The sequence below is a fragment of the Pectobacterium carotovorum genome (assembly GCF_033898505.1).
GTDB lineage: Bacteria > Pseudomonadota > Gammaproteobacteria > Enterobacterales > Enterobacteriaceae > Pectobacterium > Pectobacterium carotovorum_J.
Genome location: NZ_JAXAFK010000001.1, coordinates 361,423 through 378,186, shown reverse-complemented (window position 1 = coordinate 378,186; position 16,764 = coordinate 361,423). Strand labels below are relative to the sequence as shown.

Here is a 16,764-nt window from a genome sequence, read left to right as displayed (position 1 = left end):
TCAAATCGGACACTTGAGGTTTATCTATGAACAAAAACAGAGGGCTAACGCCTCTGGCGGCAGTTCTGATGCTTTCTGGCGGCTTAATGCTCGCAGGATGTGATGGCGGCAATAATCAGCAAGGCGGCGCACAGCAGCAGATGCCTGAAGTGGGTATTGTTACGTTGAAAACGGAAGCACTAAATGTCATGACCGAGCTGCCGGGCCGTACAAGTGCTTACCGCATTGCCGAGGTTCGCCCGCAGGTTGGCGGTATTGTCCTCAAACGCAACTTCGTTGAAGGATCTGACGTTAAAGCCGGCGCATCGCTGTATCAAATCGATCCTGCGACCTATCAGGCAAGCTACAACAGCGCTAAAGGGTCACTTGCTCAGGCACAGGCTCAGGCAGAAATTGCCCGTCTGACCGTTAACCGCTATAAACCGCTGTTGGGCACCAACTACGTCAGCAAGCAGGATTACGATCAGGCCGTTGCCACTTCTCGTCAGGCTGATGCGGCCGTTCAGGCTGCCAAAGCAGCAGTAGACACCGCACAAATCAATCTGGCTTACACCAAAGTTAATTCCCCCATCGAAGGGCGCGTGGGTAAATCCACGGTGACAGAAGGCGCATTAGTGGCAACCGGGCAAGCTACGGCATTAACGACCGTGCAGCAGCTCGATCCGATCTATGTTGATGTCACGCAGTCCAGCAATGATTTCCTGCAACTGAAGAAAGAGCTGGAAAACGGCACGCTGAAACAAAGTGCAGGCAAAGCCAATGTCCGCCTGCTGTTGGAAAACGGTACTGAATATACCGAAGCAGGTACATTGGAATTCTCTGATGTCACGGTAGATGAAACCACCGGTTCCATCACGCTGCGCGCCATTTTCCCTAACCCACAGCACAACCTTCTTCCTGGTATGTTTGTACGCGCGCGTCTCGATTCCGGCGTTAACCCGACGGCCTTATTAGTGCCGCAGCAAGGTGTCACCCGCGATCCACGTGGCCAGGCTACCGCCATGGTAGTTGGGGAAGGCGATAAAGTGGAACCTCGCACGCTTACAACCAGCAAAGCAATTGGTGACAAATGGTTGGTTACCGAAGGCTTGAAAGCGGGCGATCGCGTTATCGTTACGGGTCTGCAAAAAATCAGACCTGGTGCGCAGGTGAAGGCTAAAGAAGTCGCTCAAGAAAATCAGCAGGCGCAACAAGCGCCAGCAGAACCCGCGAAGTCTTAAGACGTTCTAACAGGAGCCGGTATAATTCATGGCTAAGTTTTTTATAGATCGACCCATTTTTGCATGGGTACTCGCCATCATGGTGATGCTGACGGGGTTGCTGGCAATTGTTAAATTACCGATTGCCCAGTATCCGACGATCGCACCACCCGCGATTGACGTAACAGCAACTTATCCAGGGGCCGATGCATCAACGCTGCAAGATTCCGTGACACAGGTTATCGAACAGAATATGAACGGTATCGATAACCTGATGTATATGTCATCAAGCAGTGACTCTTCTGGTACGGTTCAGATTACGCTGACGTTTGAAGCAGGTACGGATCCGGACATCGCGCAGGTTCAGGTGCAGAATAAACTGCAACTGGCCATGCCGCTGCTGCCGCAGGAAGTACAGCAGCAAGGGGTGAATGTTCAGAAATCCAGTAGCAGCTTCCTCATGGTTGCCGCCTTCATCAGTGAAGACGGTAAAATGTCACAGGAAGATATCGCTGACTATGTGGCCGCTAACGTTAAAGACCCTATCAGCCGTACATCTGGCGTAGGCGACGCTCAGCTGTTTGGTTCTCAGTACGCCATGCGTATCTGGCTGGATCCGAACAAACTGAACAACTATCAGTTAACCGCCGGTGATGTCACCGCAGCAATTCGGGTTCAAAACAACCAGATCGCCGCAGGACAATTGGGGGGGGCGCCACCGGTTCCCGGCCAGCAATTAAATGCCTCGATCATTGCTCAGACTCGCCTGAATTCAGCAGAAGAATTTTCTAAAATACTGTTGAAAGTCAACGCGGATGGTTCACAGGTTCGCCTTAAAGATGTCGCACGCGTTGAGCTGGGCGCAGAAGGCTATGACGTCATCGCTCGTTTCAATGGTAAACCTGCTGCCGGTATCGGTATCAAATTGGCAACAGGCGCGAACGCACTGGATACCGCAACCGCAGTAAAAGAGGCACTGACAAAAGCAGAAGAGTTCTTCCCTGCTGGCCTGAAAGTCGTTTACCCGTACGATACAACACCTTTCGTTAAGATCTCGATCAACGAAGTAGTGAAAACGCTGGTGGAAGCTATCGTACTGGTATTCCTGGTGATGTATCTGTTCTTGCAGAACTTCCGTGCCACGCTGATCCCAACCATCGCGGTGCCGGTCGTCTTGCTGGGGACATTTGCCATCCTCTCCGCGTTTGGCTATTCCATTAACACCTTGACGATGTTCGCAATGGTGCTCGCCATCGGGCTTCTGGTGGATGACGCCATCGTTGTTGTGGAAAACGTGGAACGTGTCATGGCGGAAGAAGGTCTGCCGCCTAAAGAAGCAACCAAACGTTCCATGGAGCAGATTCAGGGCGCGCTGGTTGGTATTGCACTGGTACTGTCTGCCGTATTCGTCCCGATGGCCTTTACAGGTGGTTCCACAGGGGCAATCTACCGCCAGTTCTCCATCACAATCGTTTCAGCGATGGTGCTGTCGGTGCTGGTCGCGTTGATTTTGACGCCAGCGCTTTGTGCAACGCTGCTAAAACCAATTGCCAAAGGCGACCACGGCGAGAAAACAGGCTTCTTCGGCTGGTTCAACAGACTGTTTGAGAAAAGCACGCATCACTACACCGATAGCGTAGCCAATATCCTGCGCAGCACAGGCCGTTATCTGGTCATTTATCTGCTGATTGTTGTCGGCCTGGCCTTGCTGTTCTTACGTTTGCCGACCTCCTTCCTGCCAGACGAAGACCAAGGGGTTCTCCTGAACATCGTTCAGTTACCTTCAGGTGCAACGCAGGAAAACACGCAGAAAATCATGGACAGAATGACGCAATACTATCTCGAAAATGAGAAAGGTAACGTCAAGTCTGTGTTTACCGTAACGGGCTTCGGATTCTCTGGTCGTGGGCAGAACGCTGGTCTGGCCTTCGCCAGCCTGAATGACTGGAGTGAACGAAGCGGCGCGGAGAATAAAGTTCAGGCAATTGCAGGCAGAGCTAACGCGGTCTTCAGCCAGTATAAAGAAGCTATCGTTATTGCCGCCAACGTTCCTGCGATTATCGAACTGGGTACCGCGACAGGTTTCGACTTCCAGCTGATTGACCAGGCTAACCTTGGGCACGCAAAACTGACGGAAGCACGTAACCAACTGCTGGGCATGGCTGCACAACGCCCTGATACGCTGGTGCAAGTTCGTCCTAACGGGATGGAAGATACCCCGCAGTTCCGTCTCGATATCGATCAGGAAAAAGCACAGGCGCTTGGCGTGTCTCTGTCGGATATCAGTTCCACGTTGGCAACAACGCTGGGTGGCTCCTACGTGAATGACTTTATCGACCGTGGTCGCGTGAAGAAAGTTTACGTTCAGGCCGATGCGCCTTTCCGTATGCTGCCGGATGACATCAAGAACTGGTATATCCGCGGTAGCAACGGACAAATGGTGCCATTCTCCGCATTTACGCAGAGCCACTGGGAATACGGTTCACCGCGTCTGGAGCGTTATAACGGCCAGCCATCCATGCAGATTCAGGGGGAAGCTGCTCCAGGTAAGAGTACCGGTGAAGCCATGGCGCTGATGGAAGAGTTCGTCACCCAATTACCGCAAGGTATCGGTTACGAATGGACGGGTATGTCCTATCAGGAACGGTTATCCGGCAACCAGGCACCTGCAATCTATGCCATTTCATTGATTGTCGTGTTCCTGTGTCTGGCAGCGCTTTATGAGAGCTGGTCAATACCATTCTCCGTCATGCTGGTTGTTCCATTGGGGATCATCGGTGCATTGATTGCGGCAAATATGACAGGTCTTGAAAACGACGTTTACTTTAAGGTGGGCCTGTTGACAACCATAGGGCTATCCGCGAAGAACGCCATATTGATCGTCGAATTTGCTAAAGATCTGATGGAAAAAGAAGGGAAAGGACTAGTAGAAGCAACACTGGATGCCGTTCGTATGCGTCTGCGGCCAATCCTGATGACATCGCTTGCCTTTATCCTCGGTGTAATGCCGCTGGTAATCAGTAGTGGTGCAGGTTCCGGTGCACAGAACGCCGTTGGTACTGGCGTAATGGGCGGGATGATTACCGCAACCGTGTTGGCTATCTTCTTCGTTCCCGTGTTCTTTGTAGTTGTCCGCCGTCGCTTCGGCAAGAAAGTAGACGACACAACAGCGCACTAAGACCGAACATACCACCATCTCTAACTCTAAAAGGCCGCCTAGCGGCCTTTTTTATTTCCCCGCCCTTCTTCCCTTTCCGAGTGATTAACCCGCCTCAGACAGCGCGGTTTACAGCTTTATCTGTGTCTACAGTGACTTAGGGGATAGCACTGCCTCAAAACAACATAATGGTTGATCCTCATGCCAAAAAAGCGCAACATAATGCATATGTTATAACATAACAAAAGAGGTAAATATGAAAGCAGGTATTCATCCTGACTATCGCACGGTGGTATTTCATGATACCAGCGCAGATGTTTATTACAGAACAGGATCAACGATTAAAACCGATCGAACCATTGAGCTGGAGGGTACCAGCTACCCTTACATCACCATTGACGTTTCTTCGGCATCACATCCCTATTACACCGGGAAGCAAAAAGAATATTCCAAAGAAGGCAGCACGGCGCGCTTCCAGCAGCGCTTTGGGAACTTCTTCAAGTAATCAGAGAGGGTTATTAAATGCAGGTGCTTAGTTCGCTGCGTTCAGCAAAAAATCGTCACAAAGATTGTATTGTGGTCCGTCGTCGCGGGCGAGTTTACGTTATATGCAAATCCAATCCGCGCTTTAAGGCCGTGCAAGGCGGAAAAAAGAAAAAAGGTTAATCTTTCTCGACCCCATCCCGATACAGTCTGTGTTATGACGTTAACAAGACTGTACGGGATGCGCGCATGAAAAAACTTCTGAAACAATAAGATAAGCCCCACCAACATACCTTATCTACTGAACAATCCCTTCGCATTCCTTCTGCCATTTCTCATATTTTCAGATAGAAATAATTAAATAATCAGCAGCCGAGTTTATTCTATGCTCATTGTTACAACAAAAAATCTGAGGATTAATCAAAATAAATAGCGATGAAAACCTTACCTATTATCCGCGAATTTTACGAGCGCTTTTGCTATAGTCATATATAGAATGACGTAACCGTAACCAACATGGTATAGCTATACTTAAGGTTAAGTCATGATAGGTTGGTATTTACGCCAACCCTATTTCGCGACATAGTAGAGAGTAGGAGGTACAAACATCTCTGTTGTCTCATTCATTGCAGAACAAATCACAATGGCTCAATGCTCTGTCTGTAACAACATGAATACGAAACAGCGTTAACGTTTTATCTTGCAAGTTTCATCAGTCTACCTGTTTACCAGGTGTTAACCGCAGTAACACTGAATAACGGCTTAACGGAGGGATTGATATGGATGAGTACACACCAAAACATTATGATATTGCCCAACTCAGATTCTTATGTGAGAATCTGTGTGACGAAAGCATAGCAACGTTAGGCGATAGCAGTCACGGCTGGGTCAATGATCCAACATCTGCGATCAATCTCCAATTAAATGAACTTATTGAGCATATCGCTACGTTTATTCTCACATTTAAAATAAAATACCCTAACGAAAGTGAGCTTTCAGAGCAGGTTGAAAAGTATTTGGATGATACTTACGTCTTGTTTAGCAACTATGGTATTAATGATGCTGAACTGCGGCGCTGGCAGAAGTCCAAAGCAAAATTATTCGGAATGTTCTCAGGGGAGAACGTCTGTACGCCTGCTAAAACTTAAGCAATAATTTATTTATATTTTTTAACCACCAGGTACTGTTTGCATAGGCCATTATGAAAAAAATCGACTATTTGATGCGTTTGCGTAAATGCACAACCATTGACACCCTCGAACGCGTTATTGAAAAAAACAAGTATGAACTCTCCAATGATGAACTGGAGATGTTCTTTTCCGCAGCCGATCATCGTCTGGCAGAACTGACGATGAACAAACTCTATGACAAAGTGCCTACGGCGGTATGGCGATACGTCCGTTAATTCCCAACGAAACGTATACAAAAACTGACATTAAATACACTGCGCCGATAATATTATCGGCCTTTGTTTTTATTATCTTTTTAACGTATTAATTGAGTAAGACTTGTAACAAATTGTATTTTTAATATTAAGTAAAAATGAATTTCCCCTCACACCTCTACGTTTATTTATCCACCATTTATCATTTATAACAACCGCATCGATAACGTCACTAATAGTATATCCAGTGATGAAAACAGAAGAGGTAATAATTGGCGCAATTATTACCCACCAGGTAAAGATGCACCGTATCCTTCCGAGAAACAAAGAATGGTAAAACGGAAAGTGGCAGTTCAGATCTTATGTATGCCAGAGAGCAGATTTATGGCAGAAAATTGGCGTATGGCAAAAAGCGTTGGGTTTACGCACAGAAGAAGATGAAGGCGAATGGCGATGAAGCGGCTATAGAGGGGCAGAAATGGTGGAGGCCCTGCCAGCTACATCCCGGCACACACGTCTCCTGCTGCGGCTGCTTCCTTCCGGACCTGACCGAATCCACAGGTTAGTGTTGCGGGAGAACCGACAGGGCCTCCATTGACGACTTTATAACAGCTCGCACATGATAACGACAGCGTGTCACAAAGCGGTGGGCATTATCGGCGATGGGATAAGCAATTGCAAGCTAACACAGACTAACCGTTGTTTTCTTACCCACCCCACTGTGCCACTATGGTACCCAATCGGTTTAGGAACAGCAGGAACATCCGCTGATGTCAGAAGAAAACGATAATTTCCGCCAACGCGTTTTTCAAATCGTCGCAGCCATTCCTTACGGAAAAATAGCGACCTATGGCGACATCGCTCAGCTTGCCGACTCCCCCAGAGCATCAAGGCAAGTAGGAGGAGTATTAAAACGTCTGCCGAAGGACAGCAAACTCCCCTGGCATCGGGTAATAAATCGTAAAGGCGAAATATCGCTGGTCGGTGGAGACTATGTGCGCCAGAAGTCAGCGCTGCAAGCAGAGGGAATTATTTTCAATCGTCAGGGAAAGATTGACCTTGCAAAATACCGCTGGCAATACGCGCCATAACGGCGCGTATCCAGATGAACTACCAGGTTGTCTGTGGTGCCATAGATGACGTAGCAGGCTGCCCCTGAAGCATATGAGGGGCCTGATTCGCCGGGTTGGATATCATTGATCCCTGATTCTTAGCGGGTAAAGGAACAGAAGCGACAGGGACTAGCACCAAGTCGGCATTATTTACCCCGTTGCTGATGACCGGCAAGACGTTCTCCGTCACCATCACGATGCGATTATCGATTGCAATTGCTGCACTGAGTAAGATACGTGCGTTGGGCTGAATATCAGCCGGGTTATACGGTAACTCAAATTGGAAAGGTGCCTGCTTTCCTTCTGTTCGCGTCACGCGCTGAGTAATGACTTTTGAAGGCGCATCTGCCAGCGATGCATCAGACACCGTAACGGTTAACACGGCGTTGTGAGGGAGTGCAATACGCTGACGAATATTCACAGTACCGGTTACCGCCGGCATCGCAACAGCCGGGCGCTGTGAAGAAGCACTGGTGACAGGTGCGCCAGTTTGAGGAGAAACGCCATAATCACTCCTCTGTGCACATGCAGCCAGAGTCATCGATAACGTGATACCGCCTAAGATATGCCATAATTTCATTCGGTCAGTCTCCTTTATTATTGTCAGACTACCGGTATCTAAAACCGGCACTCATAAATAGTATGATTCACCCAACACAATAATGATGGTGCAAAATTCTGATATTTTCCTGAAAGCCGCATATTTATTGTAGTAAAAAGCCACAACAAGATATTTTACACCTTAGAAAACAAACAGATAACTCGCCATTCTCATCCATTGGGGCCGATACCATGAGTCAACCACTACAACACCTTCTCGACCTCCTGCATTTAGAGAAGCTCGAAGAAGGGCTATTTCGCGGACAAAGCGATGATTTGGGGCTGCGCCAGGTCTTTGGCGGGCAAGTCGTCGGTCAGGCCATGTCAGCTGCCAAACAGACCGTTCCCGTCGAGCGTAACATTCACTCTTTCCACAGCTACTTTTTGCTGCCCGGCGACAGCCAAAAACCGATTATTTATGACGTTGAAAACCTGCGCGATGGCAACAGTTTCAGCGCCAGACGCGTCAGTGCCATCCAGAATGGTCGCCCTATTTTTTATATGACGGCTTCATTCCAAAGCCATGAAGAAGGATTTGAACACCAGAATGTGATGCCAGATGTCGCCCCGCCAGAGGATCTGAAATCCGAGCAGGAAATCGCGCAAGACATGCAGCACCTCCTGCCGCCCCGCTTTCGCGATAAGTTTATTCAGGCCAGCCCGATTGAGATGCGCCCGGTTAAATTCCATAACCCACTGAAAGGTGAAGTCGACGAACCAGTGCGGCACGTCTGGTGCCGTGCCAGCGGCCCTCTGCCGGACGATAAGCGTATTCACCAATACCTGCTTGGCTATACGTCTGACTGCAATTTCCTACTCACGGCTTTACAGCCTCATGGCGTTGGCTTTTTAGAACCGGGTATGCAGGTCGCCACAATCGATCACTCGATGTGGTTCCACCGTGATTTCCGGTTAGACGACTGGCTGTTATACACCGTGGAAAGTACATCCGCATCCGGTGCTCGTGGCTTCGTTCGTGGGCAATTCTATACTCGGGAAGGCGTGCTGGTTGCATCCAGCGTGCAGGAAGGCGTCATGCGCCGCCGCCAGTAATAAACCTTACGGCAGCCGCGTAAAGTAAAAAAACCACCGCCAAAGGAGATGGTTTAAGACGGGTAATAAAACAGGCGTGGAGTTTCCCCCACGCCTGTTTACTGTATTTGAGTATTCTTACTGATTGATGTAAGCGCTCTTATTGGTTGTAAGCGCTCTCGCCATGGCTGTTGACGTCCAGACCTTCGCGCTCTTGATCTTCAGGTACACGCAGGCCGACAATCATATCCGCCACTTTGAAGGCGACGAATGCCACTACGCCGGACCACACCAGACAAACAATGACGCTGAACAACTGAACCCAAACCTGATGCGCCATCGTCACGCCTTCTGCATAGCCAACACCGCCCAGCGAAGCCGAAGAGAATACGCCAGTCAGGATACAGCCAACGATACCACACACGCCGTGAACACCGAACACATCACACGGGTCATCCACACGCAGCCATCTTTTCAGTACGGTTACGCCCCACAGACCTGCAACGCCGCCAGCCAGACCGATAATCAGTGCGCCACCCACACCAACGGTACCCGCCGCTGGCGTGATTGCCACCAGACCGGCGATACAGCCAGAGCACGCGCCCAGCAGAGATGGCTTACCACGTACCATCCACTCACCGCCAACCCATGCCAGAATCGCAGCGGCAGTAGCAACAACCGTGTTCAGGAAAGCCAGAGCAGCAATACCATTCGCGGCACCGGCGGAGCCGGCATTGAAGCCAAACCAGCCGATGTACAGAATCGCTGTACCGATAAATACCATCGGCAGGTTATGCGGTTTGAAGGCTTCTTTGCCAAAACCAGCACGTTTGCCCAACAGGTAAGCACCAACCAACCCAGCGACCGCCGCGTTGATGTGAACCACCGTACCACCAGCGAAGTCCAGCGCGCCATCCGCAGCCAGATAACCGCCGCCCCATACCATGTGCGTCATCGGTAGGTAGGAGAACGTCAGCCACAGAGCAACGAAAATCAGCACAGCAGAGAAACGGATACGCTCAGCAATCGCCCCAACAATCAGCGCGACAGTGATACAGGCAAAAGAAGCCTGATACGCCACGTGCACAAACTGATAGAAGGTGCCGCTAATGGACTCAATTCCGATGCCTTTCAGCATAAACGTGCTGAAGCCACCGAAGAAGGCGTTACCTTCGCTGAAAGCCAGGCTATATCCGTAAACCACCCACAGGATACAAACCATCGCGAACGTTACACTCACCTGCGTCATCATGGACAGAACGTTCTTAGAACGAATCAGGCCGCCATAAAACAGTGCAATGCCCGGTATAGTCATAAAGAGTACCAGCGCGGTACAAATCATAATAAAAGCGTTATCCGCTTTATCAATCGTCGGTGTTGCAGCCATTGCCCAGGACGGGAGTAATGCCGCCACACCGAGACCTAATGAAGAGAGTCGTTTTTTCATTTTCATCCATCCCTATTTACGTATCTACGCTAGGTGTTGTTAAAGTGCGGCTTCGTCAGTTTCACCCGTACGAATACGGATAACCCTTTGCAGCTCGGCGACAAAAATTTTGCCATCACCAATTTTTCCGGTGTACGCGGCTTTACTGATAACATCGATCACTTCGTCCAGTTGGTCGTCTGCAATCGCGATATCAATTTTTACCTTGGGTAAAAAGTTAACGCTGTATTCTGCACCACGGTATAGTTCCGCGTGCCCTTTCTGACGACCAAATCCTTTCACCTCAGTGACGGTGAGCCCCTGGATGCCGACAGAAGATAACGCTTCACGTACATCTTCCAGCTTGAATGGTTTTATCACCACAGTAACCAGTTTCATTTATCTTCCCCCTAGCCATTACGTTCAGGCTTTCGCCCGTCACTTGTTCGATTACGCGCTCTATGAAGTAGGTCTACGTCATGACTAAAGCAAAGGGTGTGCCATAAATGATTTATCTGGCATAAATCAGGAAAGAGAACGTGTTTAAAGATGAGAAAGGACAAAAAGCCAACACAACGGGAAAGAAATGCAGGAAGATCTGGGCAATAATTGCACTATTTTAGTGCGCAAGGGGTGTTTTCAGTGCAGTGCGGGTAAAAACCGGAATCACGATGCTTACTGATGGTGCGAAGCCGTGAGCAGACTGTCAGTCTGCACCACTCAAGGCGGTGCAGACCACAGAATAACGGCTAATCGAGTCAGACAATGCAAGGCTCGGTGCTGGTGGCAGCAAGATCCTCTCCAGCCAGCTGCAATTGATACATCTGATAATAGCGCCCCTGCTGTTGCAGCAGCTGCTCATGCGTTCCCCGTTCGACGGTTTGCCCATGATGGAGCACCATGATCGTGTCGGCTTCAACGATGGTGGAAAGTCGGTGCGCGATGATAATCAAGGTTGTCTGTTCCCTGATGATACGCAACGCCTTTTGCACCGCTTGCTCCGTGCCCGAGTCAATATTCGCCGTCGCTTCATCGAGAATCAGGATTTTAGGCGTTTGCACCAGTACCCGCGCTATCGCCAACAGCTGCTTTTGCCCGGTAGACAGGTTATTCCCCTGCTCACCAACGCGCGTATGCAATCCTTCCGGGAAAGTCCGCACCAGTTCAGCAAGCTGAACGACCTCCAACACGCGCCAGACAGCCTCTTCGCTGATATCGCGCCCCAGCGTCACGTTCACGAACATGGACTCCGCCAGCACAACCGGATCCTGCTGCACCATTGCCACATTTTGGCGCAATACCGCATGAGAGAGTGTAGAGAGCGGCCGACCATCAAGCCGAATCTCTCCTTCATCCGGCGTGTAATACCCCATCAGCAAACTGGCCAGAGTACTTTTTCCGCTGCCCGTATGCCCGACCAGCGCGACGAACCCGCGCTCTGGTATCGTCAGAGAAATATGCTGTAGTACGCGCTTTTCCGTGCCATACGAGAAAGAGACATCGTCAATATCGACGCGCCCGGTAGCCAGCGGACGTTCATCATCGCCATAGCCCTGCTTTGTACCATCCATCAGTTCAAAGATGCGCTCACCGGCAACGACAGCCTGCTGTAACATGGACTGCTGTGTTGTCAGTTCAATCAACGGTTCATTCAGACGGCCCAAATAGTTGATAAACGCATACAAGACCCCGACGCCAACCGACCCTATCGAGCTGAAACCAAATTGCATCAACAAACCACACAGCACCATCGCGGCAAATAAGCTCAGCAGCGGTCGCAACAGAAAACCTTCCAGACGCAACGCCTTCATTCGGGCTTCATAATGCGCGTGGCTGGAGGCCCCCAGTTTCTTGCCAAAGCGGGCCTGCTGGCGAAACTGCTGAATGACGCCCATGCCATTAATCACTTCGTTGAAACCATCATTAATGTCGGCCAGATAGCTTCGCACCTTGCGTACAATCGGCGTACTGAAACGATGGTACAGCGCCATGACCACCGCGACCGCAGGGAAAATCATCAGCGCAATCAGCGCCATCTGCCAGCTCAGGCTGAACATCGCCACCAGCATCGCACCAACCAGCGCCGCACTGCGTAATACCGTTGACACCACCATGACGTACAGATCTTTAACGACCTCGGTGTCATTGGTGACGCGTGAAATCAGTTGCCCAACGGGTTGCGTATCGAATGTGCTCAGTGGCTGGCGCAAAGCCGCATCCATTACATCAATGCGCAGTTGCTGAACGACACCGACCGCTACGCGGTTAAACAACAGCGTCTGAAAATAGTGCAGCAGTGCCGCCAGAACTTGCAGCAGGATGTAGGCCATCGCCAGACCCGCCGCAATCGCCAGCGGGAATTCGCCTTTGGCCACCAGATCATCAATAAAATAACTCACCAATATAGGCCCAGAAACTTCTGCGGCAGCAGCAACCCACAACATCACGACACCTAACATCAGCGGTTTTCGCCAGGGTGAACCATAGGCCAACAGGCGTTTCAGGGTTGGCCAAAACTGTTGAGGGCTATTCATTTTTTCGTTCCTTCCACCAGCGGTACATCATCCAGCGCCGCCTCCAGCTGTTGATAGCGGTGCATATCCCGATACCAGCCGGGTTCTGCCGCCAGCGTCCGGTGTGTGCCACGCTGCACCGTTTGTCCTTGCTGCAACACCACGATTTCATTCGCTTCAGTGAGGGCTGACAGGCGATGCGCGCTGATGATCAACGTCCGTTTTTCGCCCCATGTTTTAAGATTCTGCAAAATCTGGTGCTCCGTTCGCCCATCCACCGCCGATAGCGCATCGTCCAGCACCAGAATTTCAGCATCCAGCAGCAGCGCACGGGCAATCGCGATCCGCTGTTTTTGACCGCCAGATAACATCACTCCGCGCTCACCAACCTCAGTCTGGTAGCCCTGAGGCAAACGCAGAATATCGTCATGAACGCTGGCAAGCCGCGCAGCTTGTTCAATCTCTTGTTGCGTCGCATCAGGTCGACCCAGTGCGATGTTCTGCGCCACCGTGTCCGAAAACAAGAAAGGCATTTGCCCGACAACGGCAAAACGGCTCCGTAGTTCATCCAGCCGAATAGCATTCAATGGACGATCGTGATAACGAATCTCTCCCGATTGGGTATCGAAATGACGCAAAATCAACGCCAGCAGCGTGCTTTTCCCCGACCCCGTCGGCCCACATAATCCCAACATATTGCCTGGAGCCAGCGTAAACTGAATGTGTTGTAAGGCATCGCGGGTATTATCCGGGTAGCGAAACGCGGAGATATTCACCTCCAGCACGCCCCGCTCGGCAGGCAATGATTCCTCGCCGTCTTTCACCACGAGTTCTTCTGCAAGCAGTTGACGAATACGGCTATATGCCGCGCTGCCACGCTCAACAATATTAAACATCCAGGCCAGCGCCAGCATCGGCCATATCATCAATCCCAGATACATAACAAAGCTGGTCAACAAACCTAACGTCAGCGAGCCGTTAATCACCATCCAACTGCCCCCGCCAATCGCCAGCAAATTCGACAGCCCGACGGCAATATAAATGGTGGGGTCGAAACGGGCATCAACTCGGGCGACGTGCATGTTTTTGGCCCCTGCATCCGCCGCAACCTGCGCAAAACGCGCAGATTGATAGTTTTCCAACCCAAAAGCTTTAATCATGCGAATGCTGGTCAAGCTTTCCTGCGCCTGATCGTTAAGCGAAGAAAACGCGGCCTGTGCGGATTTAAAACGGTTATGCAACTGGGTACCGTAGCGTTTGATAAAAATCGCCATGACAGGCATCGGAAGCAGCGCCAGCAGGGTCAGTTCCCAGCTAATCTGAGTGCACATGACAACCAGCACCGCACAGCCCATCACCATCGAATCGACCAGCGTTAGCACACCTTCCCCAGCGGCAAAGACCACGCGATCGACATCGTTAGTGGCACGAGCCATCAGATCGCCGGTACGATGACGCTGGTAAAACGCCGGGTGCTGGCGACTCAGTTGACGGTAAAAATCCTCCCGTAACTCAACCGCCAACTGGTATGAAGCACCGAACAGGAACACGCGCCACACGTAGCGCAGTAGATAGACCATGACGGCAGTCAGCAGCATCACGCCAATCCACTTCATCATTTCGGCCATCGACATACCGTGTTGCGTCACGCCATCGACGATCACACCAACCAGTTTAGGAGGAAGCAATTGCAGAATGGCAATCACAATCAATAGCGCAATCGCACCCAGATAGCGCCGCCATTCACGGCGAAAATACCAACTCAGTTGAGCAAACAGTCTCACGCGGTTTTCATTCCAATAGCCAGACGGGTCATGACAGACTCAGAAAAGTGATTATACAAAAGACGGATGAACGATAGATCACAGGGATAAAGGCAGAGCCGTGGTGTGTTTGATTCGTTCCATAGCAAAGCTAGATGTTACATCGACCAACCCGGGAATACCATTCACCAGCCGCTTATAGAAATCATCATAGCTTTTCATATCAGCAACCTGAACCTGCATCAGGTAATCGTATTCGCCAGCCATACGATAAAAAGCCAGCACTTCAGGCATATCGGACACAACACGAGTGAAGGTCTGATACCAGTCGCGGTTGTGCTGCTGCGTCTTCAATAAGACAAACGCCGTCAGCCCTAATCCCAGACGCTCATTATCCAACAGCGCCACCCGAGCCCGGATAATACCTTCTTCTTCAAGACGCTTTAGACGTTTCCAGCACGGCGTGGATGTCAGATTAACCGCATCGGCCAGCGTCTGTAGCGAAAGCGTGCAATCCTGTTGCAACATACTCAGCAGGGTGCGATCAATTTTATCCAACATGGTTTTTACCTAATTAGTTTTTACCTGATATAGCTTATCCACTATAGCGCCGCTCGATAGAAAATTTTTCTACTTTCCGCCATTAAGAGAGAAAAGCAACGTTCTTACCATTTAAAGCCACAGCAATAGCATTATTGGCACCATCGGCATGCGATAGACTCAATGGGCGTCGTTGCACAGGCCCAGCCGTCGCTATGATGCCAGGGGTAACAACTAACCGCGTGACCGCATAGCAAAACCATCCCCACAAAAACAATTTAGGAGTAAAACATTCCCTAAAATCACCTTTTAAGAGATAAAAAGGTAATTTTTTTATCCTAAAAACTCGTTACTCTATTCGCATCACTGTCTAACCGAGTTTTCATCATGACCAATGCCTGGGTTAAAAATGCCATCAGCGCTATCGAAGCAGATTTTCAGCGTTCGGCTGATACGCATCTTATCCGTTTAACCCTGCCGGATTATCCCGGTATCTATTTTTACCTCAAAGATGAAAGCACACACCCCAGCGGCAGCCTGAAACATCGTCTGGCGCGTTCCTTGTTTCTCTATGGGCTCTGCAACGGTTGGATTAAAGAAGGCACGCCGATTATCGAAGCGTCATCCGGTAGCACTGCCGTGTCAGAAGCCTATTTTGCCCGCTTGCTTGGCCTGCCGTTTATCGCCGTCATGCCCTCCTGCACTGCAAAAAGAAAAGTTGAGCAAATCGCGTTCTATGGCGGGCGCTGCCATTTTGTCGAACAGGCAGGGCAAATCTATGCGGCATCTGAACAGCTCGCACAAGAGATGAACGGCCATTATATGGATCAGTTCACCTACGCAGAACGCGCCACCGACTGGCGCGGCAACAACAATATTGCCGACAGCATTTACCGCCAAATGGCACGTGAACCGTATCCTGTCCCAGATTATATCGTGATGAGCGCAGGAACGGGCGGCACGTCAGCCACGCTAGGTCGCTACATTCGCTATCAGGGTCTGGATACGCAACTGGTCGTCGTCGATCCTGAAAACTCGGTCTTCTACGACTGCTACCAGAAACGGGATCGCTCCATAACGGGCCCGTGCGGTAGCCGGATAGAAGGTATTGGCCGTCCGCGTGCCGAACCTTCTTTTATTCCTGACGTCATTGATAGCATGATCAAAGTGCCGGACGCCGCCAGCATCGCGACACTGTACTGGCTGGAAAGCGTATTAGGCCGCAAGGCGGGGGCCTCTACCGGCACCAACGTCTGGGGTATGCTACAACTAGCCAAAGAAATGATGAGCCGCGGTCAAAAAGGGGCGATTGTGACCCTGCTGTGCGACAGCGGTGAACGCTATCTGGATACCTACTACAACAGCAGTTGGGTAGAAAAAAATATCGGCGACATTAGCCCTTACCTCAATGCGCTGAACAGCCCAGAGATGTCCCCTCTCATACCTGAACCCAGTCTGGCGTAAGACCGCCCGTCTTCAGCACGCAGCCGCGGTGCTGAAGACGGGCTATTTTTCAGGTAACATGTTTTTTCAGATAAGATTGCTTCTCAGATAA

Annotated in this window: 15 protein-coding genes and 1 other RNA gene; 9 read left to right on the top strand and 7 right to left on the bottom strand. The window is 50.4% G+C overall.

Annotated features, from left to right (window positions below):
• The first annotated feature begins 26 nt into the window (after nucleotides 1-26).
• The 6 genes from R9X49_RS01570 to R9X49_RS01545 all read left to right on the top strand — a co-directional run bounded on the left by R9X49_RS01570 (nucleotide 27) and on the right by R9X49_RS01545 (nucleotide 6,244).
• On the top strand, nucleotides 27-1,220 hold the full coding sequence (locus R9X49_RS01570) for an efflux RND transporter periplasmic adaptor subunit (RefSeq protein ID WP_319846946.1): 1,194 nt from the start codon (nucleotides 27-29) through the stop codon (nucleotides 1,218-1,220).
• A 28-nt stretch (nucleotides 1,221-1,248) separates the two neighbouring features.
• The gene (locus R9X49_RS01565; protein ID WP_319846945.1) at nucleotides 1,249-4,377 is read left to right on the top strand and encodes an efflux RND transporter permease subunit; all 3,129 of its coding nucleotides are present in this window, start codon (nucleotides 1,249-1,251) and stop codon (nucleotides 4,375-4,377) included.
• 235 nt (nucleotides 4,378-4,612) lie between these two features.
• Nucleotides 4,613-4,861 carry a type B 50S ribosomal protein L31 gene (locus R9X49_RS01560; protein ID WP_319846944.1) on the top strand — a complete coding sequence of 83 codons (249 nt, stop codon included), beginning with the start codon at nucleotides 4,613-4,615 and terminating at the stop codon, nucleotides 4,859-4,861.
• 17 nt (nucleotides 4,862-4,878) lie between these two features.
• The gene (ykgO, locus tag R9X49_RS01555; protein ID WP_005976091.1) at nucleotides 4,879-5,022 is read left to right on the top strand and encodes a type B 50S ribosomal protein L36; all 144 of its coding nucleotides are present in this window, start codon (nucleotides 4,879-4,881) and stop codon (nucleotides 5,020-5,022) included.
• A 596-nt stretch (nucleotides 5,023-5,618) separates the two neighbouring features.
• Complete coding sequence (tomB, locus tag R9X49_RS01550) at nucleotides 5,619-5,987, top strand: Hha toxicity modulator TomB (protein WP_005976089.1); 369 nt, start codon at nucleotides 5,619-5,621, stop codon at nucleotides 5,985-5,987.
• Between the two features lie 53 nt (nucleotides 5,988-6,040).
• Nucleotides 6,041-6,244: an HHA domain-containing protein gene (locus R9X49_RS01545; protein ID WP_005976087.1), complete on the top strand. Its 204-nt coding sequence runs from the start codon at nucleotides 6,041-6,043 to the stop codon at nucleotides 6,242-6,244.
• Between the two features lie 467 nt (nucleotides 6,245-6,711).
• Here the strand turns inward: R9X49_RS01545 and ffs are convergent.
• Nucleotides 6,712-6,808: signal recognition particle sRNA small type (ffs, locus tag R9X49_RS01540), an RNA gene on the bottom strand.
• A gap of 185 nt (nucleotides 6,809-6,993) precedes the next feature.
• Here ffs and R9X49_RS01535 point away from each other — a divergent pair.
• Nucleotides 6,994-7,314, top strand: coding sequence for an MGMT family protein (locus R9X49_RS01535; protein ID WP_015839360.1), 321 nt, complete (start codon nucleotides 6,994-6,996; stop codon nucleotides 7,312-7,314).
• Nucleotides 7,315-7,333: 19 nt separating this feature from the next.
• Here R9X49_RS01535 and R9X49_RS01530 read toward each other — a convergent pair whose 3' ends face one another.
• Entirely contained in the window at nucleotides 7,334-7,915 is a 582-nt protein-coding gene (locus R9X49_RS01530; protein ID WP_319846943.1) for a YbaY family lipoprotein, read from the bottom strand.
• Between the two features lie 212 nt (nucleotides 7,916-8,127).
• On the opposite strand from R9X49_RS01530, the gene tesB reads away from it, so the two are divergent.
• Entirely contained in the window at nucleotides 8,128-8,988 is an 861-nt protein-coding gene (gene tesB / locus R9X49_RS01525; RefSeq protein ID WP_319846942.1) for an acyl-CoA thioesterase II, read from the top strand.
• A 139-nt stretch (nucleotides 8,989-9,127) separates the two neighbouring features.
• Here tesB and amtB read toward each other — a convergent pair whose 3' ends face one another.
• The 5 genes from amtB to R9X49_RS01500 all read right to left on the bottom strand — a co-directional run bounded on the left by amtB (nucleotide 9,128) and on the right by R9X49_RS01500 (nucleotide 15,230).
• Nucleotides 9,128-10,414, bottom strand: a complete 1,287-nt coding sequence (gene amtB, locus R9X49_RS01520; RefSeq protein WP_319846941.1) for an ammonium transporter AmtB — start codon at nucleotides 10,412-10,414, stop codon at nucleotides 9,128-9,130.
• Nucleotides 10,415-10,453: 39 nt separating this feature from the next.
• A complete protein-coding gene (glnK, locus tag R9X49_RS01515) occupies nucleotides 10,454-10,792 on the bottom strand; it encodes a P-II family nitrogen regulator (RefSeq protein ID WP_002208627.1) in 339 nt (112 codons plus the stop codon).
• Nucleotides 10,793-11,151: 359 nt separating this feature from the next.
• Nucleotides 11,152-12,927, bottom strand: a complete 1,776-nt coding sequence (locus tag R9X49_RS01510; protein WP_319846940.1) for a SmdB family multidrug efflux ABC transporter permease/ATP-binding protein — start codon at nucleotides 12,925-12,927, stop codon at nucleotides 11,152-11,154.
• The gene (locus R9X49_RS01505; protein ID WP_319846939.1) at nucleotides 12,924-14,690 is read right to left on the bottom strand and encodes a SmdA family multidrug ABC transporter permease/ATP-binding protein; all 1,767 of its coding nucleotides are present in this window, start codon (nucleotides 14,688-14,690) and stop codon (nucleotides 12,924-12,926) included. Before R9X49_RS01505 ends, R9X49_RS01510 begins: the two co-directional genes overlap by 4 nt.
• Before the next feature lie 78 nt (nucleotides 14,691-14,768).
• Complete coding sequence (locus R9X49_RS01500) at nucleotides 14,769-15,230, bottom strand: Lrp/AsnC family transcriptional regulator (protein WP_048259143.1); 462 nt, start codon at nucleotides 15,228-15,230, stop codon at nucleotides 14,769-14,771.
• A gap of 366 nt (nucleotides 15,231-15,596) precedes the next feature.
• Between R9X49_RS01500 and R9X49_RS01495 the strand changes: the two genes are divergently transcribed.
• A complete protein-coding gene (locus R9X49_RS01495; protein WP_319846938.1) occupies nucleotides 15,597-16,673 on the top strand; it encodes a PLP-dependent cysteine synthase family protein in 1,077 nt (358 codons plus the stop codon).
• Nucleotides 16,674-16,764: the final 91 nt, after the last annotated feature.